We start from the raw sequence: 24,816 nt of genomic DNA, 5'->3' as shown, positions 1-24,816 counted from the left end.
AGCGCCCCGACGCGGTAGGCATAGAGCGTGACAACGACGTCAAACTCCGCCCCCTTCCCGAGTGACCTCGAGATCGCGTCCGCAGCGACCCTGCGACCGATGGACGATGTCGCGACCGACCTCGGCATCGATCTCGACTATTGCGAGCCCTACGGCTTCGATGTCGCGAAGATCGACCTCGCGGCGCTGCCTGCTCATCGGCCGCAGCCCGGCGAGCCGCCCGCCCAGCGCGGGAAGTACGTCGTCGTCACCGCCGTCACCCCGACGCCGCTCGGCGAGGGCAAGACGACGACCTGCGTCGGGCTGGCCCAGGGGCTGCGGCGACTCGGGTCCAACGCCGTCGTCACCTTGCGCCAGCCGTCGATGGGGCCAACCTTCGGGATCAAAGGCGGCGCGGCCGGTGGCGGGTACAGCCAGGTCGTCCCGATGGAGAAGTTCAACCTCCACCTCACGGGTGACTTCCACGCCGTCACCGCCGCGCACAATCTGCTCGCCGCGATGATCGACAACCACCTGCACTTCGGCAACGAGCTCGGCCTCGACCCGCGCAATATCACCTGGCGGCGGGTCCTCGATGTCAACGACCGCGCGCTGCGCAACACCGTGATCGGCCTCGGCGCACGCCTCGACGGCGTGGTCCGTGAGACCGGCTTCGACATCACTGCGGCGAGCGAAGTGATGGTGCTGCTCACCCTCGCGACCGACCTTGCGGACCTGCGCGAACGCCTCGGGCGGATCGTCGTCGGCTTCACCGAGGACCACCGTGCCGTGACCGCCGAAGACCTGGGCGCCGCTGGTGCCATGGCCGTGATCTTGAAGGACGCGATCAAGCCGAACCTGCTGCAGACCCTCGAAGGGGGTCCGGCGCTCGTCCACTGCGGCCCCTTCGGCAATATCGCGACCGGGACGTCGTCGGTGATCGCCGACCGGATCGCGCTGGACCACGCCGATGTCGTGGTGACCGAGGCCGGGTTCGGCGCGGACATGGGCGCCGAACGCTTCTTCAACGTCAAATGTCGTCTGGGCCGGCTCAAGCCCGACGCCGCAGTCATCGTCGTGACGGTGCGGGCGCTGAAGGCACACTCCGGACGTTTCGAGATCAAGGCCGGGCGCCCCCTTCCCGACGATCTGCTCGCCGAGTCCCCGGATGACGTGCGGGCCGGAATCTCCAACCTGCGCGCGCACATCGGGATCGTGCGCTCCTTCGGCGTCACACCGTTGATCGCGATCAACGCCTTCCCCCAGGATCACGCGAGCGAGCATGCGGTGATCACCGACCTCGCCGACGAACTCGGCCTGCGGTGCGCGGTCACGACGCACGTTGCCGAAGGGGGCGCCGGCGCCGAGGACCTCGCGCGCGCGGTGCAGGAGGCGATCGAGGAGGAGTCCACCTTCGAGCCGACGTACCACCTCGACCAGACGCTGACCGAGAAGATCGAGGCGATCGCGACGAAGGTCTACGGCGCCGACGGCATCGATATCTCGGCGCCCGCCGCGAAGGCCCTGGTGCAGTACGAGCGGCTCGGGTATGGGGCCTTCCCGGTCGTGATCGCCAAGACCCACCTATCCATCAGCTCCGACCCGAGCAAGCTCGGCGCCCCGACCGGCTGGCGGCTCCCGGTGCGCGAGGTGCGGGCCGCGGCGGGCGCCGGCTATGTCTACGCAATCTGCGGCGACATGCGCACGATGCCCGGGCTCTCGCGCCACCCGAACGCCGAGCGCATCGATATCGCGCCCGGCGGGACGGTCTCCGGATTGTCCTAAGCGAGCAGGACTGCTCCGGAAAATCACCGGGCGCCGCAGCAATAACCGCGCCCGACCCCCGTTTCTAGGGGCGGGTGTCGTGCTGACGCTCGGTGTGGACGTCGCGCCCGGTCGTGCAGATCAGGTGCGCGACGAGAGCGGTCCAGCCGCTTTGGTGGGACGCCCCGAGCCCGGCACCGGTGTCCCCATGGAAGTACTCCGAGAATGTTGGGTGGGTCTCTCCCCACAGCGGACCCTGCGGCAGATGTGCCGGATCGCCCGGGCGCTGGCCGTGCTCATTGGGACGGAAGAGGTCGATCAGCCGCTGCTCCAGCGCGAGCGCGATGTCCATCAGGCCATGGATCTCGCCGGAACCGGTCGGGTACTCAAAGGAGAGGTCCTCATCGGCGGCGTAGGTCCGCAGCGCGTCGGTGAGCAGCAGATTGACGGGGAACCACACCGGGCCACGCCAGTTGCTGTTGCCCCCAAACATCCCGTTGTCGGATTCGCCCGGCGTGTAGGCCATCGGCAGATCCTGGCCACTCATCGTCACGCTCGTCCCGCCTCGGTACGCCGCCGAGAGCGAGCGCAGCCCGAAGGGCGAGAGGAACTCCTCCGGGTCGAGCATCCGGGTGAGCACCCGCGGGAGTTTGTCCGGCGAGACCATCGACAAGGTGACCGCTGAGCGCCCTTCGCGCTCGCTGTGAATCACGCCGCGGGTGACCTCCGGCCGCCGGTGGCGCAGCCAGTCCAGGCGCGCCGAGAAGTCGGTGAGTTCCTCTGCGACCCAGTCCGGTTCGTGCGCGACGGCCATGAGCGGGAGGAGCCCGACCATGGAGCGGACCTTCAGCGCCTGCGTATGCCCCTGGTGGTCATCAACGACGGTGTCATAAAAGAAGCCGTCTTCCTCGTCCCACATCGAGATCTCACCGGTGCCGACGTGGTCGAGAGCCTGGCTGATCGTGAGGAAATGCTCGAGGAACTTGGTCGCGACCTCGTCCCACCCCTTATCGACGCGGGCGAGTTCCCACGACATCCGCAGCAGGTTCAGGCAGAAGAAGGCCATCCAACTCGTCGCGTCCGCCTGCTCCAGGCGCAGACCATCGGGCAGCGGCTCGGAGCGGTCAAAGGCGCCGATGTTGTCCATCCCGAGGAAACCCCCTTCGAAGAGGTTCGTCCCGTCGGCGTCCTTGCGGTTGACCCACCACCCGAAGTTCAGCAGCAGCTTGGTCGCGATCCGCACGAGGAAGTCGTGATCGCTCGCGCCGTCGAGGGCGTACACCTGCCAGGCCGCCCATGCGTGGACGGGCGGATTGACGTCGGAGAAGTTCCACTCGTAGGCGGCCATCTGCCCGTTGGGGTGCATCGCCCACTCGCGGCAGAGCAGGACCAGTTGCTCCTTGGCGAAGGCGGGGTCGATGTGCGCGAGCGCCACGCAGTGGAAGGCGAGATCCCAGGTCGCAAACCAGGGGTACTCCCACTCGTCGGGCATCAAGATGACATCGGCGAGCGAGAGGTGCTTCCAGTCGGCGTTGCGGCCGGTGCGTCGACTCGAGCGCGAAGGGGGTGGCGTCGGCTGCGCGGGATCGCCTTCGAGCCATTCGCGCACGTCGTAGCGGTAGACCTGCTTGCTCCAGTTGAGCCCAGCGAAGGCGCGCCGGGCGATCACCCGGTCCTGGTCGGTCACCGACGGCGGGATGATCGCGTCGTAGAAGTCGTCGGCCTCGACGCGGCGACGCTCGATGATCGCCTCGGCGTCGACGAAGGCGGCGCCGTGGTCGGGGGCTACGGCGAACTCCTTCAAGCGCATGAGCCGAAGGCGCACCGTGCGCGATTCGCCGGGCTCAATCCCCTTGTGCTGGTAGCGAAACGCCACCTTGGTCCCGACGCCTTCCCCGAGCAGCGAGTCATCGCCGTGGACGATCGCGGTGTCGATCGCGTCCTTCGGATGCGGGTGTTGCTCCTGACCGTCCCAGCCGAGCGCGGCGGCGTTGGACTCGTTGTCGCAAAAGAGCACGTCCGGCGTGCCTTCAGCGACGAGGTGGTAGTGGCCGAGCCAGTCGTGACGCAGCTCTACCGCTCGCGTCGCCTCCTTCTCCGGCAGCGCGGTGATGCTCGGGCGCCGCTCGTCGCGTCCCCACACCCAGGTGTTGCGAAACCACGCCTGCGGGATCACGTCGAGATCGGCGGCCTCCGGGCCGTGGTTCGTCGCGGTGATCTCGATGATGAGGTCGAAGGGGGATGCCTTGACGTGGCGCGTCGTGACATCGAAGAAGCGGTCGTCCGCGAGCACGCCCGTGTCGGCGAGCTCAAACTCCGGGTCGTCGTAGCCGCGTTCGGCGTTGACCCGGACGAGATCCTCGTAGGGATAGGCGGCCTGCGGGTAGCGGTAGAGGTACTCGGAGTAGGAGTGGGTCGGGGTGGCGTCGAGATGCCACCAGTACTCCTTGACGTCCTCGCCGTGATTTCCCTGCGGGCCGGTCAGGCCGAAGAGGCGCTCCTTCAGCCGGTCATCGTGGCCGTTCCAGAGGGCGGTCGCGATGTTGAAGAACCCGTACCGGTCGGTGAGCCCCGCGATGCCGTCATCGCCCCACCGGTAGGCGCGGCGGTGGGCATGGTCGAAGGGGAACGCCTCCCAGGCGTCGCCCCCTTCGGAGTAGTCCTCTCGGACCGTCCCCCATTGGCGGGCCGAGAGATACGGGCCCCACACGCGCCAGTCGTCCTCGGGGCGCGGGCTGACCGCAAGTCGGTCATGCTCGGCAGTCAGGCCAGTGGGAGTGTCAGTCACAAGCAGATGAGCATAAATCAGAGGCGTCGCATGCACAGAACCCGATCACGGTCGTCACCCGGGGCGATCCGAAGGGCGCGCGGCACCCGGCCGATCTCGTCGTACCCTGCGCCGGCGTAGAACTCGCCGAGGCCGGTGCCCGATCGGTAGTCGAGGGTGGCGATCTCGGCGCCGTTCCCGCGAGCGACGCGGTGGATGCCAGCAATCAGCAGACTGCCGTGGTTCATCCCGTGGCGGCTCGGCTCGGTCATCAACGCTTCGACATTGACCACGTGGCGTACGAGCGGTGAGGCGGACCCGACGACGAAGCCCACGCCGATCAGTTCCCCCTGAGTGCCGGTGATGGTGACCGCCGTGGTCGTCCCGCGGGCCATCGCACCCTGATGCTTCGACAGGGCTGCGGCCACCTCTTCGCGCGGAGCGCCCGGGAGGAAACCGACCGCTCCCCCGGCGTCGTTCACGCGTTGCCAAAGGCTCACCACCGCCTCGGCCAGTTGCGGCTCGAAGGTGGTCCAGGCACTGATCCGCGGCGACGCGAGCACCACCCAGGTCCCCCCTTCGTCCTCGTGATCGAACTCGGGGACAGGAGACATCCCGCAGGCCTCGGCGGCGAACCGGGTGACAACATCCTGGGGCCTCGCCCGCAGCCGCAGGGGGAGGTCGGGGAGGTACTCGACGGCGTGGGCGAGGGCGAGCCGTAGCGCGCGGGTGGCGACCACGGAGCCATCGGCAGAAGGGAGGAGGCGCACCGAGAGGACGATCTGGTCCTCGGCGCGGCGCAGGTCGATCCCACCGACGAGACCGCCGCCGGGAGTGGTGTCTTCGATGATCCACGGACCGTACCCGTCCTGATCCCACTGGGCGGCCCACGACCCCAGCGCACGGCGGGCCCGGTCCTCGGGGTCGCCGTCAGCGCCCGACCCGAAGAGCTCGGCCAGGGCGGCGGCCTGTCCCACGTCGGGTCGGTGGAGGCGCACCCCGGCGCGGCTCACCCCGGTCGGCACCGGGTGGGCCGCGGGCAGGTTGACGACGGTGGGGGGAAGAGTCACGGGGTCGATCATGGCCTACGCCAACGCTTCGATGGGCCCTGATCGCCCCGCGATGCGAGGATGGGTGGCGATGACCACCTCCGACGAGCCTGCGCGCCAACCCCCTTCCCCGGCAAGCCTTGTCGTACCCGAGGGAGCCGGGCCAGATGAGGTCTATGACGCGGTGGTGGACTGGGCGGGCTCGCGCGGGATCACGCTGTATCCCCACCAGGAAGAGGCGATCCTCGCGGCCCTCGGCGACGAGCATGTGATCCTCGCGACGCCCACCGGCTCCGGCAAGTCGCTCGTGGCGACCGCCGCGATCGCCCACGCCCTGGCCTCGGACCGCGTGTCCTTCTACACCGCGCCGATCAAGGCCTTGGTGAGCGAGAAGTTCTTCGACCTGGTGGCGGCCTTCGGAGCGGAGAACGTCGGGATGCTGACCGGCGATGCGGCCGTCAACGCCGACGCGCCGATCATCGCGTGCACGGCCGAGGTTCTCGCCAATATCGCTCTGCGAGAAGGCAGTCGCGCTGACGTTGGCCTCGTGGTGATGGACGAGTTCCACTACTACAGCGAACCCGACCGCGGGTGGGCCTGGCAGGTGCCACTGCTCGAACTCCCGCAAGCGCAGATGCTGCTGATGTCCGCGACCCTCGGTGACGTCTCCTTCTTCGTCGATGACCTCAAAAAGCGCACCGGCCGCTCGGTCACGGTCGTCGATGACGCGCCGCGCCCGGTCCCGCTGACCTTCTCCTGGGCGATGACTCCCCTCGCCGAGACCCTCGAGGAGATCATCGACTGGCGGCGCACTCCGGTTTACGTGGTCCACTCGACCCAGGCCGCGGCGGCGGAGTACGCGACCTCCCTTCGGACCATGAAGCTGCTCACGCGTGAGGAGCAGACCGCGATCGCGCAACGGCTGGCGGGAGTGCGCTTCGCTGCGGGCTTCGGTCGGACCTTGGCTCCCTTGCTGCGCAGGGGTATCGGCGTCCATCACGCCGGGATGCTGCCGCGCTATCGGCGCCTCGTCGAACGCCTCGCGCAAGAGGGCCTGCTGAAGGTGATCAGTGGCACCGACACCCTTGGCGTCGGGATCAATGTGCCGATCCGCACGGTCCTTTTCACCGGGCTGACGAAGTTCGATGGTCAGCGGCATCGGGTGCTGAGGGTCCGGGAGTTCCTCCAGATCGCTGGGCGCGCCGGGCGGGCCGGCTTCGACACCGACGGCTACGTGGTGGTGCAAGCTCCCGAACACGTCATCGACAACGCGCGCGCTCAGGCCAAGGCCGAGGCCGACCCCAAGAAGCGTAAGAAGTGGCAGCGCAAGCGGGCGCCCGAAGGGTTCGTCGTGTGGACCGAGGACACCTTCACCAAGCTGACGACCGCTCCACCGGAAACTCTGCGTTCCCGGATGAAGGTCGATGACGCGATGATCCTCAATGTCGTGGCCCGCCCGGAGGATCCCGTGGCGGTCTTGTCGCGCCTCACCCGTCACAACCATGAGGACGCGCGGAACCGGGCTCGACTGGCGCGCAGGGCAATTCGCCTCGGACGGGCGCTGCTGGACTCCGGGGTATTGGTGCGCCGGCCCGAGCCGGATGCTGCCGGCCGCACCGTGGAGTTGACGCTCGACCTGCCGCCGGACTTCGCGCTCAACCAACCCCTCGCGCAATTCGCGCTCGCCGCGCTCGATGTCGTGGATCCGGAGTCCGAGACCTTCGCCCTTGACGTCCTCTCAGTGATCGAATCGGTCCTCGAAGCGCCACGCCCGATCCTGCTCGCCCAGCAATTCGCCGCCCGGGGCGAGGCGATCGCGCAGATGAAGGCCGACGGGATCGAGTACGACGAACGGATGGAGCTGCTCGAGGAGGTCACCTGGCCGCGGCCTCTCGCCGAACTCCTCGAGGCCACCTACGCGATCTACCGCCAGACCCACCCGTGGCTCCACGAGGACGCGCTCGTCCCGAAGTCCATCGTGCGCGAGATGTGGGAAGCGGGGATGAGCTTTTCCGATTTCGTGCGCCGCTACCAGATCGGCCCGCGCGAGGGTCTCGTCCTGCGCTACTTGACCGACGCCTACCGCACGCTGACCCGCACCGTTCCCGAGCGATTCCTCACCGAGGACCTCGAGGCGATCATCGACTGGCTCGGCGAAACCGTGCGCCAGACCGACTCCTCCCTGCTCGATGAGTGGGAAGCCTTGATGGAAGGGGGCGACGCGCTCGCCGCGTCGTCCGCCTCCGGCGAGGCCGCCGCTCCTCCACGCCCCCTCAGCGCGCGGACGGCCGCCCTGCGGGCGATGGTGCGCGGCGCGATGTGGCAGCGGGTGGCGCTCGCCGCCCGCGACGATGTCGATGAGCTCGCGGCCTTGGAAGCCGCCGCTGCGGCGCTCGCCGACGATGACCGCCGGCCGATCATGACCCGCCATGCCTGGGACGAGGCGCTCGGCGACTACTGGGACGAACACGAGGAGATCGGCCAGGACGCCGACGCCCGCGGTCCCGCCCTTCACCGCACGTCCGAGACCACCGGCTCTCCGCCCGGGGTCGCCGACCACCGGGCCGACGAAGGGGGCTCAGCTCGCCTCTGGTTGGTCACCCAGACGCTCGCCGACCCCGAGAGCAACCACGATTGGGTGATCGAGGCCACCCTCGACCTCGACGCCACCGATGCGGTCGGCGAACCCGTCCTGCTCACCACCGCCCTTCGCCGCCTGACCTGAGCCCGGCGAGGTGCCCGCGGCTGGCAGGCCGCCTGTGGGACGCTTCGCGTATGAGCACCGAGTTCTCACTGGAGGACGTCCGGCGGCGCGGCGTCGAGACCACCGGCATCGAGATCATCGAGGAGTCCGAGCGCACCGCGAAGCCGCGAGACCTCTTCTGGCCGTGGTTCGCCGCAAACATCTCCGTCTTCGGGATCTCTTACGGCAGTTGGGTTTTCGGATTCGCCGGGGGGATCTCCTTCATCCAAGCCACGATCGTCACGATTGTCGGAGTGATCGTCTCGTTCCTGCTCTGCGGGATCGTGGCGGTCGCCGGGAAGAAGGGGTCGGCGCCGACGATGATCCTCTCGCGCGCCTCCTTCGGAGTGCTCGGGCAGAAGGTGCCGGGCGTCATCTCCTGGCTGGTCTCGATCGGGTGGGAGACCTTCCTCGCGATCATGGCGACCCTCGCGACCGCGACGGTCTTCGCCCAACTCGGGTGGGCCGACGGCACCGGCGTGAAGGTCATCGCGATGATCGTCGTCGCCGCGCTCATCGTCTCCGCCTCCGTCGCGGGCTATCACGTCATCATGCGGATGCAGTCGGTCCTCACCTGGATCACCGGCATCGTCACGATCGTCTACATCGCGACGACCTTGCACCGGGTCGATCTGAGCGCGGTGATGGCGCATGAGGCGGGATCGGCCGGGGCGATGATCGGCGCGCTCGTGATGGTGATGACCGGTTTCGGTCTCGGGTGGATCAATATCGCCGCGGACTGGTCGCGCTATCAGCGCCGCGATGCGAGCTCTGGGGCAATCGTCTTTTGGAACACCTTCGGCGGAGCCGTCGCTCCCACGCTGCTCGTCCTCTACGGCCTGCTACTCGTCGGCTCGATCGGCAATGACCCCTTCCCTGGCGGCGGGATCGACGCCGCGACCAGCGAGGCGATGACCTACTCCGGCGCGATCGCTAACGACCCGATCGGGACCCTCGCGACGATCCTGCCGACCTGGCTGCTCGTGCCCTATCTGCTCGCCGCCGTCCTCGCGCTCGTCTCCGGGGCGGTGCTCGGCATCTACTCCTCCGGCCTGACGCTGCTCAGCCTCGGCGTGCGCATCCCCCGCCCGGCCGCTGCCGGGATCGACGGGATGATCCTGACGGCCGGCGCGATCTGGGTCGTCTTCTTCGCGCAGAGCTTCCTCGCCCCCTTCCAGTCCTTCCTCATCACCCTCGGGGTGCCGCTCGCGGCATGGGCGGGGATCTTCATCTCCGACCTCGCGCTGCGCCGCGAGGACTACGACGAAGAGGCGCTCTTTGACGCGCGCGGACGCTACGGCGCCTTCGACTGGATCTCGATCGGCACGCTCATCGTCTCCTCGCTGATCGGGTGGGGCCTCGTCGTCAACTCCTTCGCCGCCGACGCCGCGTGGAACAACTGGCAGGGCTACCTGCTCGAGCCGCTAGGCCTTGGGACCTACGTCGCCGATGGCGCCTACTGGGAGGGGACCTTCGCGTACGCGAACCTCGGCGTGATCGTCGCGCTCGTCCTCGCCTTCGTCGTCACCTATATCGCCCGGCGGCCGGTCGTCCGGCGCCAGGAAGCCGGACAGCTCGCTGACCAGAAGGAGACCGCCGATGTCTGAGCCGACCCTGCCCGACCTCCGCGACGCCTGGCTCATCGTGATCGACCCGCAGCGCGTCTTCGCCGACCCCGAATCCGAGTGGGGCTCACCGATGTTCGGCTCGATCGTCGGGCCGGTCCATCACCTCGCCGAGTCCTTCACCCCCGAGCGCACGGTGGTGACGCGCTGGCTCCCGGGCGGGCGAGAGGGGTCGTGGAGCGACTATTTCGAGCGCTGGCCCTTCGCCGATCGTCCCTTCGACGATCCCCTCTTCGCGCTGGTCGGGCAGTTCGAAGAGTTAACGGATCGGCCCACGATGGACGCGACCACCTTCGGGAAGTGGGGTGCCGACCTTGAGCGGATCACCGGCGAGCTCCCGACGCTCGTGCTCGCCGGGGTCTCCACCGACTGCTGCGTCATCTCGACCGCCCTCGCGGCGGCCGACGACGGGGTGCGCGTCGTGATCGCGACCGACGCCTGCGCCGGCTCGGACGAGACCAACCACGCCGCCGCCCTTCGCGTCATGGACCTCTACGCCCCGCAGATCACCCTCACGACGACGAGCGAGATCCTCAACGCTCGATGAGCGGCCCGATCCCTCCGGGTGGGCCAGTCGAGAGCGGCGCGGAACCGCCGGTCGTCGTGCGCCGCTCACGATCCGTGGGGCTGATCCTCACCGGCATCTTCGGTTTCCTCGCCGCGCACCTCACCTGGTACACGCTCCGCAGCGACGAGGGTGGGCTCATCGGCCGCCTGCTCGCCGTCCTCTTCGTCGCGATCTTTGCCGGGATTGCGCTGGTCGGAGCGCGCCTGCTGATCCGGGCGCCGCGGATCGTCGTCACCCGGGAGACGATCACCACCGCTCACTATCCGGGACCGTCCTCAATCCGCCTCGCTGACGCCACCTCGCTGGCCTTTTCTCCCGCCGCCCGGACGACCTGGACCGCAAGCACCTCCCCTGCCCCGGGGGTGCGCCGTCTTGATGCCTCGCTGCGGGTGTCGAGCGCGGACGGGACGGTCACCTTCGAGAGCAGTCAACGGGCGTGGCCCGCTGTCGTCGATTACCTCTCGACCTGGGCGCAGCGTCGACCGGACCTGCTCGTCGATGACGCGACGGCGCACCTCTTCGCTGAGGTCCGGGCTCACCGGCCGCAGCCGGGTGCACTCATCAGCAGCCCGAAGGCCAGGTCGGCGAGCTCAGCGGTCGAGCGCCTCCGCGGTGGCGCGATCGTGCGGCTGCTCATCCTCTGGACGCTCTGGGTCGGTGGGCTCACCTGGCTGTGGTTCACCGCTGTGACGTCAGCGCTGCGCGACGTGGTGGGGCTCGCCGAACTCGCGCCCTTCATCCTCGGCCTGGCTGTGCTCCTTACCGCGATCTCCTGGCTGCCGATGGAGATCGGCCGAGTGATCGCATACGGCCTCTGGCAGGCCGCCCGGGGAGACCCTCGATGGCTCTTCCGACCGACCGCAGACGGCCGCTATCACTGGCTCGCTTCGGGCGGGCGAAGCCTTGCCCGGACGGACGCCGACAGCACCGGCGCCCTCGGGACCGCGATGCGGTGGGTCCTCGTGATCGCCGCCTGGGTGGTCTCCACTCTGCCGATCGCCTTCATCGCCGCGGCGGCCCTGCACGCCGCTCGTTAGAGCGGGCTCGCGGACCTCACGCGCTCGCGAAGGGGGTGAGCTCAGCAGCGAGATCGGGATGCACCTTGGCGTGCACGCGCGTGCCCTGCTCGGTGTGCTCCTCGTCGAGGATCTCGGCCTCTTCGTGCAGGCGCGAGACGAGATCGCCCCGTTCGTACGGCAGGAGCGCGACGACCATGATGTCGGGGCGCGGCAGCTCATCGGCGACGAGTTCAAGCAACTCGGGGATGCCCGCGCCGGTGCGCGCCGAGACGGCGATCGCGTGGCGCTCGTGCCGCAGGATCCGATCGACGACCTCGGGGTCGGCAGCGTCGGCCTTGTTGACGACGATGACTTCCTTGACATCGGCGGCGTCGACGTCGGCGAGCACCGCGCGGACCGCGCTGATCTGCCCTTCGGGGTCCGGGTGCGAGCCGTCGACCACATGGAGCAGCAGGTCGGCGTCGGCCACCTCTTCGAGCGTGGAGCGGAAGGCCTCGACCAACTGGTGCGGCAGGGCACGCACGAAGCCGACCGTGTCAGCGAGCGTGTACTCCCGGCCGTCGGGGGTCTCGGCGCGGCGCACGGTGGTGTCGAGCGTCGCGAAGAGTTGGTTGTCGACGAGGACCCCAGCATGGGTGAGGCGGTTGAGCAGCGTGGACTTGCCAGCGTTGGTGTACCCGGCGATCGCCACCGACGGCGTGCCGTGGTGCTTGCGCCCGGAGCGCTTGGTGTCGCGGTGGGTCTTCATCTCGGCGAGCTCGCGCTTGAGCTTGGCGATCCGGGTGTTGATCCGGCGGCGGTCGAGCTCGATCTTGGTTTCACCCGGTCCGCGCGAGCCCATGCCCTGACCGCCGGCGGCCTGCCCACCGGCCTGGCGGGACATCGACTCACCCCACCCGCGCAGGCGCGGCAGGAGGTACTGGAGCTGGGCCAACTCGACCTGCGCCTTACCCTCGCGGCTCTTGGCGTGCTGGGCGAAGATGTCGAGGATCAGCGCGGTCCGGTCGATCACCTTGACCTTGACGACATCTTCGAGCGCGCGGCGCTGGGACGGCGCAAGCTCGGTGTCGCAGATGACGGTGTCGGCACCCTCGGCGATCACGAGGTCGCGCAGTTCTTGGGCCTTGCCCGAGCCGAGATAGGTGCTGGGGTCGGGGCGCATCCGGCGCTGCAGCACGCCGGCGAGGACCTCCGACCCCGCGGTCTCGGCGAGCGCGGCGAGCTCACGCAGGGAGTTTTCGGCGTCGAGGGCGGTGCCCTCGGACCAGACGGCGGCGAGCACGACGCGCTCGAGGCGCAACTGCCGGTACTCGACCTCGGTGATGTCTTCGAGTTCGGTCGACAGGCCCTGGACGCGCCGCAGCGCCGTGCGCTCCTCGCGGTCGAACTGGTCGCCGTCGTAGAGCGCCCGCTCGGTGACGAAGCCGTCGTCGCCGTCGGCGAGGGCCTGGGCACGTCCGGTCAGCACGCCCCCTTCGTCGGCAGCCTCCTGCTCAAGGAAGCCATCGGCGTCGAAGGGAGCATCGCTCGCGTGGTCGGTGGTATTGCGGATGGGTTCAGTCATGTTGAGGTCTAGTTTCCCATCCCGCACCGACAGCGGCCAATGAGTTTCCTCCCCCTCCTCCCCTCTTCCCCCGTCTTTTCGCAAATGCCCGGGCATTTGCGGCGAAGGATGCCCGGGCATTTGCGAAGGACACCGGGGGGAAGGAGGGGGCGAAGGGGGTCAGCCGTGGGCGCGGGTCCGCACGTCGGTCGCTCCGGCGCGAAGGGCGTCGGCGGCCTGGTCTTCGTCGGCCTGCTGGCTCGCGATCTCGGCCTCCACCCGCCGGATGTAATGCTCGACCTCGCCGGCCTTGGTCGCCTCATCCCAGCCCAGGATGTCGGCGACGAGATCGGCCGTCGTCCGGGCCGCCTGAGCCCCGCGGTCTGGGGTCTCGATCGAGATCCGGGTGCGCCGGGTCAGCAGGTCGTTGAGGTGCAGCGCCCCCTCATGCGTTGCGGCGTAGACCATTTCGGCGGCGAGGTACTCCTCGGCGCCAGCGAGGGGCTCGGCGAGCTCGGGCCGCTCTTCGATCAACGCGAAGATCTCGGTGACGAGCGAGCCGTATCGGTCGAGCAGGTGCGTGAGGCGCCAAACCGGCAGCTCGTGCCGCCGCGAGAGGGTCTCGAGTTGGTTCATCAGCGCCTGGTAACCCTCGGCGCCGAGAAGGGGGATGTGCTCGGTGACCGAGTCGGGGACGCCAGGTGAAAGGTCCTCGCGGGCGGCATCGACGGCATCGGCTGCCATCACCCGGTAGGTCGTGTACTTGCCGCCCGCGATCGAGATCAACCCCGGCTGGGGACGCGCGACCGCGTGCTCACGCGAGAGTTGCGAAGTCGCCTCGTCCTCACCGGCGAGCAGCGGGCGGAGCCCGGCATAGACCCCTTGGATGTCGTCGTGGGTGAGCGGCTGGAGGAGCACCTCGTTGATCTGGCCGAGCAGATAGTCGATATCGGCCTTGGTCGCCGCCGGGTGCGCCCGAGAGAGCTCCCAATCGGTGTCGGTCGTGCCGATGATCCAGTGCGTCCCCCACGGGATGCAGAAGAGGACCGAGGTCGCGGTGCGCAGGATCAGGCCCGTCTCGGAGGAGATGCGGTCGCGTGCGACGACGATGTGGATCCCCTTCGAGGCACGGACATGGAAGCGCCCACGCCCGCCAGCCATCGTCTGGATGTCATCGGTCCACACGCCCGTGCAGTTGATGACAACCGACGCGTCCACCTCGACCTCGCGCCCGGTCTCGACATCGAGCACGCGGGCGCCGACGACTCGCTCCCCGGCGTGGTTCAGCCCGACGACCTTGGCCGAGCTGAGGACCGTCGCACCGTACGCCGCGGCCGTGCGCACCACCGTGAAGGTGTGCCGCGCGTCATCGGCCTGCGCGTCGTAGTACTGCAGGCCGCCTTGGTGCGCCGAGGGCTTCAACCCCGGGACCAGGCGACGCACGCCCCCCTTCGTCAGTTGCTTGGTGCGCGGCACCGACCGGGCACCGCCCATCGTGTCGTAGAGGGTCAGGCCCGCGGTGACGTATGGCCGCTCCCACACCCGGTGCTGCAGCGGGTAGAGGAAGGCAACGGGCTTGACGAGGTGCGGCGCGATGCGGGTCAGCATCAACTCGCGCTCCTTGAGGGCCTCGCGCACGAGGGCGAAGTTCATCTGCTCGAGATAGCGCACGCCGCCGTGGAAGAGCTTGCTCGAGCGCGATGACGTACCCGACGCGAAGTCGCGTTGCTCGACGAGGGCGACCTTCAGCCCACGGGTCGCCGCGTCGAGGGCAACGCCGGCCCCGGTCACGCCGCCACCGACGACGAGGACATCGAAGGGGGTAGACGCCAACGTCTCCCAGGCCTGCTCGCGGTAGGCGCCATCGAGGCGAATCGGTACCGGCATAAAGCGAACTCCCTGCGCTAGCAACGGCTGTTTCCCACTCCCACCGTAGACGGGCGCTGCCGTCGTGGCGATGGCCGAAGGGGTGAAGGTCCTGTCACACCAGACGTGACTCACGGGTAACTAGAGGGCAAGATGGCGCCCATGTCTGCGCTCACCCGCCTTCTTGCCCTGACCGGCCTCGGGATTGCCGCCGCCGGAGTGGCGGCCTACCGGCGCCCACCTGCACAGGTGCCGGTGACCCCCTTCCCCGACGACTTCAAGTGGGGGGTGGCGCTGGCCGGTTTCCAATCCGAAGGGAGCAGCCCGGACAGCAACTGGAGCCGCTATGTCGACGAGGGCGCGCCGATGATCCGCACCCCCTTCGGTGACGGGCCGCAGTGGCTCACCCGCTTCGAAGAGGACATCGCGCTCGCTGCCGGGCTCGGCGTCAACACCTTCCGCTTCTCCGTCGAGTGGGCGCGGATCGAGACCGCACCGGGCGTGATCGATGAGGACGGTTGGGCCTTCTACGACGCGGTGGTCGACACCCTTGAGCGCCATGGGATCAGCCCGATGATCACGCTCGACCACTGGGTGTATCCCGGGTGGGTCGTCGACAAGGGACGGTGGCAATGGGACGGCGTCGTCGACGCGTGGATGGGCCACGCCGAGCGGGTCGTGCGCCGCTACGCAGGGCGCGGCGCCACCTGGATCACGATCAACGAACCGCAGTACTACCTCGACTGCGAGAAGAAGAACCTGCACCTCACCCGCCGCGAGCAGCACGTCATGCAGACCCGGTTGTTGGAGGCCCACCGCCGGGCCTACGCACTGATCCACGAGCTCGACCCTGGCGCGCTCGTCTCGAGCAACCTCGCGTGCGTGCCCGCCCCCCTTCACCTCATCAGTGACGCGTGGTTCTTCGACCGCTGCGGCGACACGCTCGACTTCCTCGGGATCGACTACTACTACGGCCTTGGCCTGGATAACCTCAGCGCCCGCTTCGACAACGTCGGCGAGTACTGGCGGATCACGATGCAGCCCGAGTCGCTGCTCTACATGCTGCGGATCTACCACAAGAAGCGCCCCGACCTCCCGATCTGGATCGTCGAGCACGGGATGCCGACCGACAACGAGCAGCCGCGCTTCGATGGCCTCACCCGCGCCGAGCACTTGCGCGATCACATCTACTTCCTCCAGCGCGCCGCCGATGAGGGGATCCCGGTCATCGGCTACAACTACTGGTCCCTGACGGACAACTACGAATGGGGTTCGTACCGGCCGCGATTCGGGCTGTACTCGGTCGACGTCTTGGGTGATCCGAGTCTCGAACGCCGCCCAACCGATGGCGTCGATGCCTACCGTGAGATCATCGCCGAGCGCGGGGTTCGCGCCGACTACCAGCCCGTTAGCAGGCCGGGGTTCGGGATCTTCTCCTCGCCGTGGGAGACCACGTTCGGACGACTGATGTAGCGCCAGAGCCCCGGAGGACCGATGACCCCGCGTGATCGCAAGGCCGACCAGACCTACGTTCTTGCCGTTGATCAAGGGACGACGAGCACGCGGGCGATGATCTTCGATCACGGCGGGCAGATCGTCGCGGTCGACCAGGTCGAGCACGAGCAGATCTTCCCCAAGGCGGGGTGGGTCGAGCATGACGCCTACGAGATCTGGAAGAACACCCGCAAGGTGATCGGTGGTGCGCTCGCCGAGGGCAACTTCAACTCCAGCCATATCGCCGCGGTCGGGATCACCAACCAGCGTGAGACCGCCGTCGTGTGGGAAGCCGACACCGGCAAGCCGATCCACAATGCGATCGTCTGGCAGGACACCCGCACGCAGGCCATGGTCGACGAACTCGCCAAGGGCAGCGACGAAGGGGTGAGCCGGTACCGGTCACGGGTCGGCCTGCCGCTCGCGACCTACTTCGCCGGGCCAAAGATCGCCTGGATCCTCGATCACGTCGATGGCGCCCGCGAGCGCGCCGAGGCCGGGGAGCTGCTCGCCGGGACGATCGACACGTGGGTCTTGTGGAACTTGACCGGCGGGGCCAAGAACGGCGGCGTCCACGTCACCGACGTCACCAACGCGTCGCGCACGATGCTGATGGACCTTGAATCCCTCTCCTGGGACGAGGAAATCTGCGCGGACATGGGCGTGCCCGTCGCGATGCTTCCCGAGATCCGCTCGTCCTCGGAGGTCTACGGCGAGTGCAAGCCGGGTGTCCTGGCGGGCGTGCCCGTCTCGGGGATCCTCGGGGACCAGCAGGCGGCGATGTTCGGCCAGGCCTGCCTGGATCGCGGGACGGCGAAGAACACCTACGGCACCGGCAGCTTCATGCTCCTCAACACCGGCGAGGACATCGTCCACTCCGGCAATGGCCTGCTCACCACGGTCTGCTACCGCCTCGGGGACGATGCTCCGGTCTACGCGCTCGAGGGCTCGATCGCCGTCACGGGCTCCTTGATCCAGTGGCTTCGCGACAACCTCAAGATCATCGACTCCTCCCCCGAGGTCGAGGACCTCGCCCGGAGCGTCGACGACAACGGCGGCGCCTACTTCGTCCCCGCCTTCTCTGGCCTCTTCGCCCCGCACTGGCGCCCCGATGCCCGCGGCGCGATCGTCGGACTCACGCGGTACTGCACCCGTGCGCACATCGCGCGCGCGGCGCTCGAGTCGGTCGCTTACCAAACCCGCGATGTCCTCGAAGCGATGCGCGATGACGCCGAGCGCGCGGGCGGTTCGATGACCGAACTCAAGGTCGACGGCGGGATGGTGGCCAACAACCTGCTCATGCAGTTCCAGTCCGACCTGCTCGGCGTCGATGTCGTGCGCCCCGAGGTCGCCGAGACGACCGCGCTCGGGGCCGCCTATGCCGCGGGCCTCGCGGTCGGGTACTGGGAAAACACCGAGGCGATCGTCGACAACTGGGCCGAAGGGGGTCGCTGGTCCCCCGAGATGAAGGAGGGCGAGCGCGAACGCCTCTACCGCCAGTGGAACAAGGCCCTCTCGCGCACCCTGGACTGGGTCGATGACGACATCGAGGCCGTGAGCGAAGAGGCGTAACCCCCTTCGGCCCCGCGCGTGTGCCCCCTTCGTCGCGGGAAACTCCCGGATTCCCGCGGAGTTCCACGAGAATCCCGGAACGTCCGGGGACGCCCACCGCGCAGCCGGCCGAGGCGGGAAGGGAGACCACGGGCGTTTCGGCGCGCGGCCCGGCCCACATAGCCTTAGTCCCGTGAGCAGAAGCACCCCCACCAAGGTCACCGTGGTCGGCGCCGGGAGCGTCGGGAGTTCGCTCGCGTACGCGTGCATGGTGCGCGGCAGCGCCGACGAAGTCGTCCTCTACGACATCGACAAGGACAAGGTCGACGCGGAGGTGCTCGACCTCGCGCACGGTTCGCAGTTCGCGCGCTCCCGCAAGGTCAGCGGCGGCGCGGACCTGGCGCTCACGGCGGACTCAGATCTCGTCGTCATCACCGCGGGTGCCAAGCAGCACCCCGGCCAGACCCGGCTCGACCTCGCGGCGACCAACGCCGAGATCCTGCGCACCCTGATGCCCGCCCTGCTGGAGCAATCCCCGCACGCGGTCTACATCCTCGTGACGAACCCGTGCGATGTCTTGACCGTGATCGCCCAGCGCGAAAGCGGCCTGCCCGCCTCCCGGGTCTTCTCCTCCGGCACCGTCCTAGACTCCTCCCGCTTGCGGTGGCGCCTCGCCGAGTTGAGCGGTGTCGCCGTCACGTCGGTCCACGCGAGCATCATCGGCGAGCACGGCGATAGCGAGTTCCCGCACTGGTCGCAGGCCCGGATTGGTCCGGTCGCGCTACGCGATTGGCTGGTCGACGGCAAGCGATTCTTCGACGACACCACCCTCGATCGAATCGCCGACGAGGTCGTCCATGCTGCGTACACCGTCATCCAGGGCAAGGGCGCGACGAACTGGGCGATTGGCCTCTCCGGCGCCCGCATCGTCGAGGCGGTCCTCGGCGACGCCAAGGCGATCCTGCCCGTCTCCTCGGTCTTAAGCGGCCAGGAGGGCATCGACGGCATCGCCTTGTCGCTGCCATCGGTCGTCGGGCGCAACGGTGTCGAACAGGTCCTCGATGTCCCCCTCGACGCCTACGAGCGCGGCCGTCTTCACGCCAGCGCCGAGGCCCTCGCGACCACCCTCGCCTCCCTGTGAGCGAGCACTACTTCACGGCGCAGCCCGCGAGCGACGGCGAGCGTCGCCCGCTTCGCACTCACCTCGCCGGCCGAGCGGTCGAGGTCGAAGTGGCGGGCGGGATCTTCTCTCCCGGCGGGCTCGATAAGGGCACGGCGGTCCTCTTCGACCATGTCCCTCCCCCGCCCGCGGCCCCAGATCAGAAGGGGGTCTACCTCGACCTGGGCTGCGGCTGGGGACCCATCGCCCTCACGCTCGGGCTGCTGGCGCCCGAAGCGCAGGTGTGGGCGGTCGACGTCAACGAGCGTGCGTTGGACCTCACCAGGCGCAACGCCGAGGCGCTCGGCTGCGACAACGTGCGCACCGCCCTGCCGAGCGAGGTCCCCGAGGACACCCGCTTCGACCTGATCTGGTCCAACCCTCCGATCCGGGTCGGCAAGGCCGTTGTCCACGACATCATGTCCACCTGGCTCCCCCGCCTCACGCCGGGCGGCGAGGCCTGGATGGTGGTTGGCAAAAACCTCGGGGCCGACTCACTCCAACGCTGGATCGGCGAGAGTTTGCCCGAGCTGAGCGCCGAGCGGATGGCCTCGGCGAAGGGCTTTCGGATCCTGCGCGTCACCCGCGACTGAGGCGAAGGGGGCTCAGCCGAGGAGGTTGGTCTCGCCCTCGGCGACGAGTGCGGCCGGGCCAGCGAGCTCGACTTCGTGGTTGGGCAGGGCGCGCACGGTGAGCGTCCCACCGGGCACATCGACGGTCCAGGTCGCGCCGTCCTGCACACCCCCTGCCCAAAAGCCGACCGCGAGCGCGGACGCCACCACACCCGTACCGCACGACCGGGTCTCGCCGACCCCGCGCTCGTGGACGCGCATCTTGAGGTGCCCCGGCCCGAGTGGCCGGACGAACTCGACATTGCTCCCTTCGACCGGCGTCGGGCGCACCAGCGGCGCCTTGGTGAGGTCGATCCCCTCGAGATTCACCTCGGGCGGAAGCGCGACGACAGTGTGCGGGTTGCCGAGGTCGAGAGACAGGGCGCTGTAAGGCTCGTCGATCTGCTCGAGTTCATCGACGTGCACGAGCGCGTCAAAGCCATCCGCCTCGGCCTTCTCCGGATCAGTGAGGCGCCAGGTCCCCATGTGCGTCACGATCTGATCGCCCTCGAAGCGAATCCGCCGCACCCCCGCCCGGGTCGCAATGGCGAAGGGGGCATCGCTCACCAGCCCCTCGCGGCGCAACCAGGCCGCGAAGACCCGAGTCCCGTTGCCGCACATCTGCGCCACCGACCCGTCAGCGTTGCGATAGTCCATGAACCACGGCGCCTCATCGACCATGGCGCGGACCTCAGCCTCCTCGGCAGCGGCCGTCGGGACCACCCGGATCACCCCGTCGCCGCCGATGCCAGCGTGCCGGTCGGCGAGCAAGGCGACCTGCGACGGGGCGAGATCGAGCTGACCATCGAGGTCCGGGACGATGACGAAGTCGTTTTGCGTCCCGTGACCCTTGGTAAAGCGCATCGTCATGGCTCCATTGTCTCCGATGGGTCGGCGCCAGCGGCCCCGGCACCCCGCTCGATCACCGCGAGCGCTGCGTCCACGAGGTCGGGACGGTCGGCGTCGAGCCAGTGGATCCGAGGGTCCGCGCGGAACCACGACTCCTGGCGCCGGACGAGCCGGCGCGTCGCCTGCGCGGTCTGCTCGATCGCCTCGGCTTCGCTGAGTTCGCCATCGAGCTGCGCCAATGCTTGGGCATAGCCGATCGCGCGGGGCGCGGTCCGCCCTTCGCGCAAGCCTGCGGCATCGAGAGCCTCGACCTCGGCGAGCATCCCGTGCGCCCACATCCGGGCCACCCGGGCGTCGATCCGAGCATCAAGCTCCGGCCGCGGCAGACGCAGACCGATCATCACCGTCGGCCGGAGGTGTTCGCGGCGCGGCATCGTCGCCGAGAAGGGGCGACCGGTGAGTTCGATGACCTCCAGGGCTCGCACGATCCGGCGCACATTGCGCTCCTGGATCGCCTCTGCCGCAACGGGATCCACCGCGAAAAGCCGATCGCGCATCGCCTCGACGCCCGCCTCGCAGGCCTCGTCTTCAAGCCGACCCCGAACGGCCGGGTCGGTCGGCGGGATGTCCAGGTGGTCGAGCGCGGCTCGGACATAGAGCCCCGACCCGCCCACCAGGATCGGCAACCTCTCCCACGCCTGGATCGCGGCGATATCGGCGCTGGCGGCTGCCTGGTACGCCGCGACGCTGGTTTCGTCGCGGACCCCCAGGACGTCGAGTTGATGATGCTCGATCCCCTGACGCTCGCCGACAGGGACCTTCGCGGTCCCGACATCCATGCCGCGATAGAGCTGCAGGGCATCGGCATTGATCACCTCACCTCGCGACGCGAGCGCCAGCGCGATCCCGAGATCGGATTTGCCGGTCGCGGTCGCTCCGACGACCGCGACGACCTCAGCGGGACCCTGCGGCGTCACGGTCAGTCGGCGTCGCCGTCGGGCTCGTCGGCGTCGTCATGGCCGAAGGGGTCGCGATCAACACCCGGCATCCAGGTATGCCCCGGCGTGCCCCACCCTTCGGCTCGGACTGCCTTCTTCGCCTTCTTCTGCCACTTCGGCAGGAGCCGGTCCACGTAGAGGAAGCCCTGCAGGTGGTCGTACTCGTGCTGCATGCACCGCGCGAACCACCCGGTCGCGGTGAAGGAAATCTCGTTGCCGTCCTGGTCGTACCCGCTCACATCGGCGCTCGCTCCACGCCGAAGGGGGAAGGAGTACCCCGGCACCGAGAGGCACCCCTCGCTCTCCTCGTGGCGGTCGGGCTCGCCGTCAGCGGGCCGGCTCGCCTTCACGTAGGGGTTCACGATGTGGCCGATCGTCGGGACCCCGTCGTCGTTGCGCATATTCCAGGTAAAGACCCGCAAGCCCACGCCGATCTGCGGCGCGGCGAGACCGACCCCATGGGCGGCGTCCTGGGTCTCATACATATCGGCGATCAGCGTGCGCAGGTCCTCGTCGAACTCGGTGACGTTGGCGGCGCGGGTGTGGAGCACCGGTTCTCCGGTGATCACGATGGGGCGAATGGTCATGGGCGTCATCGTTCCAGCACCCTTCGTCAGCGCAAAAAGCAAGGGGGTCCGCTCGCACCTCACGGCGCGGCGGACCCCCTTCACTGAGCGTCGGGACGCGGATCAGGCCTTAATGGCCGAGACCTCGATCTCGATGGTGATCTTCTTGCTGACGAGCACGCCACCGGTCTCCAGCTTGGCGTTGAAGTTCAGGCCCCAGTCCTCGCGCTCGATCTGGGTCCGAGCGGAGAAGCCGGCGCGCAGGTTGCCGTAGGGGTCCTGCGCGACGCCACCGAACTCGACGTTGAGCTGGACCGGGCGAGTCACGTCCTTGATCGTGAGGTCACCGGTCAGGACGAAGCCCTCCTCGGAGACATCGCTGACGCCGGTGCTCGCGAAGGACATCGTGGGGTAGACCTCGGAGTCGAAGAAGTCGCCGGCGCGCAGGTGAGCGTCGCGGTCGGCGCTGCCGGTGTCGACCGAAGCGGTCTGCATCTGGGCGGTCGCGCTCGACTCGGCGAGGTCGTCGGCCACCGTGATGGTGCCCTCGACGTCACGGAAGACGCCGCGGACCTTGGTGACCATGGCGTGGCGGGCGACGAAGGTGACCTCGGTGTGCGCCGGGTCGAGGTTCCAGGTCCCGGTCGGGATCTGCAGGGCGGTCGCGACAGAAGACATGTGGTGATTCCTTTTCATGAAGGGGGTGGGTCGTGGACCCGTCTGAGTACTCCCCTATCTTGGTTGAAAGTTCAACAGTTTGTCAAATCCGCCGCGTCGCACCCCTGCTAAGCACTACCGTGGCCTCGTCACCGGCTGAACCCTCGGCCGCACCATCGAGCGAAGGATGTCCCACCCCATGAGCATGTTCGACAACCTCAAGGACAAGGCCGCCGAGGCCCTGCGCGACAACGCCGAGAAGGTCGAGGAATTGAGCGACAAGGCCCTCGACAAGGCCGAGGAGATCGCCGAGAGCCGCGGCGTCGGCAAGGACCACGTCCAGCAGGGTCGCGACTTCATCGACGGCAAGGTCGGCAACGAAAACGCCTGACCGGCGAGGACATGACGAAGGGGGCGGCGCTCGCCGCCCCCTTCGTCATGCGTGTTTTAGGCGCCGCAGGCTGGAGCGCTCGGCGCCACCTGCACGGGCACCCCGATCTGCGGCATCCCGAGCGACACCGCGGGCTTGCCGGCAGGTTCGGCCTGAGCGGCCTCCCAGGCGTCGCCACCGCGAGTCCGGCGCACCTCATAGACGCCCCCGTCCAGGGCCGCGTCGGCCACGAGGTGATGGGGCGCGCCATAGGTGACCCCGACGGTGACCAGGTCGCCCGGACGAGGGCGCTCCGCTCCATCGGGCACCGCGAAGTGGACGAGGCGGTTGTCCCGGGCGCGCCCGGACATCCGCGCGGTCTCGGTGTCCTTGCGCCCTTCGCCGGTCGCGACGAGCACCTCAAGGTCGCGGCCCTCCTGCTCCCGGTTACCGGCCCAGGAGATCTCCTCCTGCAGGGCAATGAGCCGCTCGTAGCGCTCCTGGACGACGGCCTTAGGGACCTGGTCGTCCATCGTCGCCGCGGGCGTGCCGGGGCGGATCGAGTATTGGAAGGTGAAGGCCGAGCTGAAGCGGGCCTGTTCCACGACTCGCAGCGTCTCCTCGAAATCGTCGTCGGTCTCGCCGGGGAAGCCGACGATGATGTCGGTCGTGATCGCCGCATCCGGGATCTGGGCGCGCACGCGATCGAGGATCCCGAGGAAGCGCTCGCTGCGGTATGAGCGGCGCATGGCCTTCAGGACCCGGTCCGAGCCGGACTGCAGCGGCATGTGCAGGCTCGGCATCACATTCGGCGTCGCGGCCATCGCGTCGATGACGTCGTCGGTGAAGGCGGCCGGGTGGGGGCTCGTGAAGCGCACCCGCTCAAGCCCGTCGATCTCGCCGCAGGCGCGCAGGAGCTTGCCGAAGGCGAGGCGGTCGCCGAACTCGACGCCGTAGGAGTTGACGTTCTGGCCGAGCAGCGTCACCTCGATCACGCCCTGGGCTACCAGGGCCTCCACCTCGGCGAGGATCTCGCCGGGGCGCCGGTCTTTCTCCTTGCCGCGCAGTGCCGGGACGATGCAGAAGGTGCAGGTGTTGTTGCAGCCCACCGAGATTGACGTCCAGCCGCTGTAGGCGGAGTCGCGCCGCGTGGGCAGGGTGCTCGGGAAGGTTTCGAGCGACTCGAGGATCTCGACCTGCGCCTCCCGGTTGTGTCGGGCGCGGTCGAGCAGCGCAGGCAGGGAGCCGATGTTGTGGGTGCCGAAGACCACGTCGACCCACGGGGCCCGCTGGACGATCGTGTCGCGGTCCTTTTGCGCCATGCAGCCCCCGACCGCGATCTGCAGGTCTGGGTTCGCGGTCTTCGCCGGGCGCAACTGGCCGAGGTTGCCGTAGAGCTTGTTATCGGCGTTCTCGCGGACCGCGCAGGTATTGAAGACGACCACGTCAGCGGTCTCGGGGCGCTCGCCCGGGGCGATGCTCGCGAGGTCGACATAGCCCGCCGTCTCGAGCAGCCCGGCGAGCCGCTCAGAGTCGTGGACATTCATCTGGCACCCGTGCGTGCGCACGTCGTAGGTGCGGGGCCGGGTCGAAGGGGGCGTTGCTGAGGTCGTCATGGCGCCTACCAGGGTAGGCGAC

The 24,816-nt window shown here is 68.7% G+C and carries 19 protein-coding genes; 10 read left to right on the top strand and 9 right to left on the bottom strand.

The features are described 5' to 3' along the window. The first annotated feature begins 27 nt into the window (after positions 1–27). Positions 28–1,764, top strand: coding sequence for a formate--tetrahydrofolate ligase (locus AB8K43_RS11030; protein WP_370894249.1), 1,737 nt, complete (start codon positions 28–30; stop codon positions 1,762–1,764). 64 nt (positions 1,765–1,828) lie between these two features. On the opposite strand, the gene AB8K43_RS11025 is transcribed toward AB8K43_RS11030, so the two are convergent. Together AB8K43_RS11025 and AB8K43_RS11020 are read right to left on the bottom strand one after the other, a co-directional pair. After that, positions 1,829–4,531 (bottom strand): glucosidase, encoded by a 2,703-nt coding sequence (locus AB8K43_RS11025; protein ID WP_370894248.1) that lies wholly within the window; start codon positions 4,529–4,531, stop codon positions 1,829–1,831. 17 nt (positions 4,532–4,548) lie between these two features. After that, complete coding sequence (locus AB8K43_RS11020; protein ID WP_370894247.1) at positions 4,549–5,580, bottom strand: GNAT family N-acetyltransferase; 1,032 nt, start codon at positions 5,578–5,580, stop codon at positions 4,549–4,551. A 70-nt stretch (positions 5,581–5,650) separates the two neighbouring features. Between AB8K43_RS11020 and AB8K43_RS11015 the strand changes: the two genes are divergently transcribed. The 4 genes from AB8K43_RS11015 to AB8K43_RS11000 are packed head-to-tail and all read left to right on the top strand — an operon-like array spanning position 5,651 to position 11,532. Next, a complete protein-coding gene (locus tag AB8K43_RS11015; protein ID WP_370894246.1) occupies positions 5,651–8,284 on the top strand; it encodes a DEAD/DEAH box helicase in 2,634 nt (877 codons plus the stop codon). 50 nt (positions 8,285–8,334) lie between these two features. Further along, positions 8,335–9,909 (top strand): cytosine permease, encoded by a 1,575-nt coding sequence (locus AB8K43_RS11010; protein WP_370894245.1) that lies wholly within the window; start codon positions 8,335–8,337, stop codon positions 9,907–9,909. After that, the gene (locus tag AB8K43_RS11005) at positions 9,902–10,474 is read left to right on the top strand and encodes a cysteine hydrolase family protein (protein ID WP_370894244.1); all 573 of its coding nucleotides are present in this window, start codon (positions 9,902–9,904) and stop codon (positions 10,472–10,474) included. Before AB8K43_RS11010 ends, AB8K43_RS11005 begins: the two co-directional genes overlap by 8 nt. Beyond that, complete coding sequence (locus AB8K43_RS11000; protein ID WP_370894243.1) at positions 10,471–11,532, top strand: hypothetical protein; 1,062 nt, start codon at positions 10,471–10,473, stop codon at positions 11,530–11,532. Before AB8K43_RS11005 ends, AB8K43_RS11000 begins: the two co-directional genes overlap by 4 nt. Before the next feature lie 16 nt (positions 11,533–11,548). Here AB8K43_RS11000 and hflX read toward each other — a convergent pair whose 3' ends face one another. Together hflX and AB8K43_RS10990 are read right to left on the bottom strand one after the other, a co-directional pair. Continuing rightward, on the bottom strand, positions 11,549–13,078 hold the full coding sequence (hflX, locus tag AB8K43_RS10995) for a GTPase HflX (RefSeq protein ID WP_370894242.1): 1,530 nt from the start codon (positions 13,076–13,078) through the stop codon (positions 11,549–11,551). A 159-nt stretch (positions 13,079–13,237) separates the two neighbouring features. Then, the gene (locus AB8K43_RS10990) at positions 13,238–14,944 is read right to left on the bottom strand and encodes a glycerol-3-phosphate dehydrogenase/oxidase (RefSeq protein WP_370894241.1); all 1,707 of its coding nucleotides are present in this window, start codon (positions 14,942–14,944) and stop codon (positions 13,238–13,240) included. A 141-nt stretch (positions 14,945–15,085) separates the two neighbouring features. On the opposite strand from AB8K43_RS10990, the gene AB8K43_RS10985 reads away from it, so the two are divergent. The 4 genes from AB8K43_RS10985 (at position 15,086) to AB8K43_RS10970 (ending at position 19,720) form a co-directional block, all read left to right on the top strand. Then, a complete protein-coding gene (locus AB8K43_RS10985; protein WP_370894240.1) occupies positions 15,086–16,396 on the top strand; it encodes a family 1 glycosylhydrolase in 1,311 nt (436 codons plus the stop codon). Between the two features lie 21 nt (positions 16,397–16,417). Then, positions 16,418–17,989 (top strand): glycerol kinase GlpK, encoded by a 1,572-nt coding sequence (gene glpK / locus AB8K43_RS10980; protein ID WP_370894239.1) that lies wholly within the window; start codon positions 16,418–16,420, stop codon positions 17,987–17,989. 172 nt (positions 17,990–18,161) lie between these two features. Continuing rightward, on the top strand, positions 18,162–19,109 hold the full coding sequence (locus tag AB8K43_RS10975; RefSeq protein ID WP_370894238.1) for an L-lactate dehydrogenase: 948 nt from the start codon (positions 18,162–18,164) through the stop codon (positions 19,107–19,109). Next, positions 19,106–19,720, top strand: a complete 615-nt coding sequence (locus AB8K43_RS10970; RefSeq protein WP_370894237.1) for a class I SAM-dependent methyltransferase — start codon at positions 19,106–19,108, stop codon at positions 19,718–19,720. Before AB8K43_RS10975 ends, AB8K43_RS10970 begins: the two co-directional genes overlap by 4 nt. 12 nt (positions 19,721–19,732) lie before the next feature. Here the strand turns inward: AB8K43_RS10970 and dapF are convergent, their stop codons facing one another. The 4 genes from dapF to AB8K43_RS10950 all read right to left on the bottom strand — a co-directional run bounded on the left by dapF (position 19,733) and on the right by AB8K43_RS10950 (position 22,829). Beyond that, entirely contained in the window at positions 19,733–20,608 is an 876-nt protein-coding gene (gene dapF, locus AB8K43_RS10965) for a diaminopimelate epimerase (RefSeq protein ID WP_370894236.1), read from the bottom strand. Continuing rightward, a complete protein-coding gene (gene miaA / locus AB8K43_RS10960) occupies positions 20,605–21,564 on the bottom strand; it encodes a tRNA (adenosine(37)-N6)-dimethylallyltransferase MiaA (protein WP_370894235.1) in 960 nt (319 codons plus the stop codon). The genes dapF and miaA overlap by 4 nt, the downstream gene beginning before the upstream one ends. 2 nt (positions 21,565–21,566) lie before the next feature. Beyond that, positions 21,567–22,172, bottom strand: a complete 606-nt coding sequence (def, locus tag AB8K43_RS10955) for a peptide deformylase (RefSeq protein ID WP_370894234.1) — start codon at positions 22,170–22,172, stop codon at positions 21,567–21,569. A 102-nt stretch (positions 22,173–22,274) separates the two neighbouring features. Beyond that, a complete protein-coding gene (locus tag AB8K43_RS10950) occupies positions 22,275–22,829 on the bottom strand; it encodes a YceI family protein (RefSeq protein ID WP_370894233.1) in 555 nt (184 codons plus the stop codon). Between the two features lie 178 nt (positions 22,830–23,007). Between AB8K43_RS10950 and AB8K43_RS10945 the strand changes: the two genes are divergently transcribed. Beyond that, complete coding sequence (locus AB8K43_RS10945) at positions 23,008–23,199, top strand: antitoxin (protein WP_370894232.1); 192 nt, start codon at positions 23,008–23,010, stop codon at positions 23,197–23,199. A gap of 56 nt (positions 23,200–23,255) precedes the next feature. Here the strand turns inward: AB8K43_RS10945 and miaB are convergent, their stop codons facing one another. Beyond that, the gene (miaB, locus tag AB8K43_RS10940) at positions 23,256–24,794 is read right to left on the bottom strand and encodes a tRNA (N6-isopentenyl adenosine(37)-C2)-methylthiotransferase MiaB (protein ID WP_370894231.1); all 1,539 of its coding nucleotides are present in this window, start codon (positions 24,792–24,794) and stop codon (positions 23,256–23,258) included. Positions 24,795–24,816 lie beyond the last annotated feature (22 nt).

The sequence above is a fragment of the Janibacter sp. GXQ6167 genome (genome assembly GCF_041365945.1).
In the GTDB taxonomy this organism is placed as follows: domain Bacteria; phylum Actinomycetota; class Actinomycetes; order Actinomycetales; family Dermatophilaceae; genus JBGFSK01.
The sequence above is the reverse complement of the archived record's forward strand: the minus strand, read 5'-3'. Positions and strand labels throughout refer to the sequence as shown.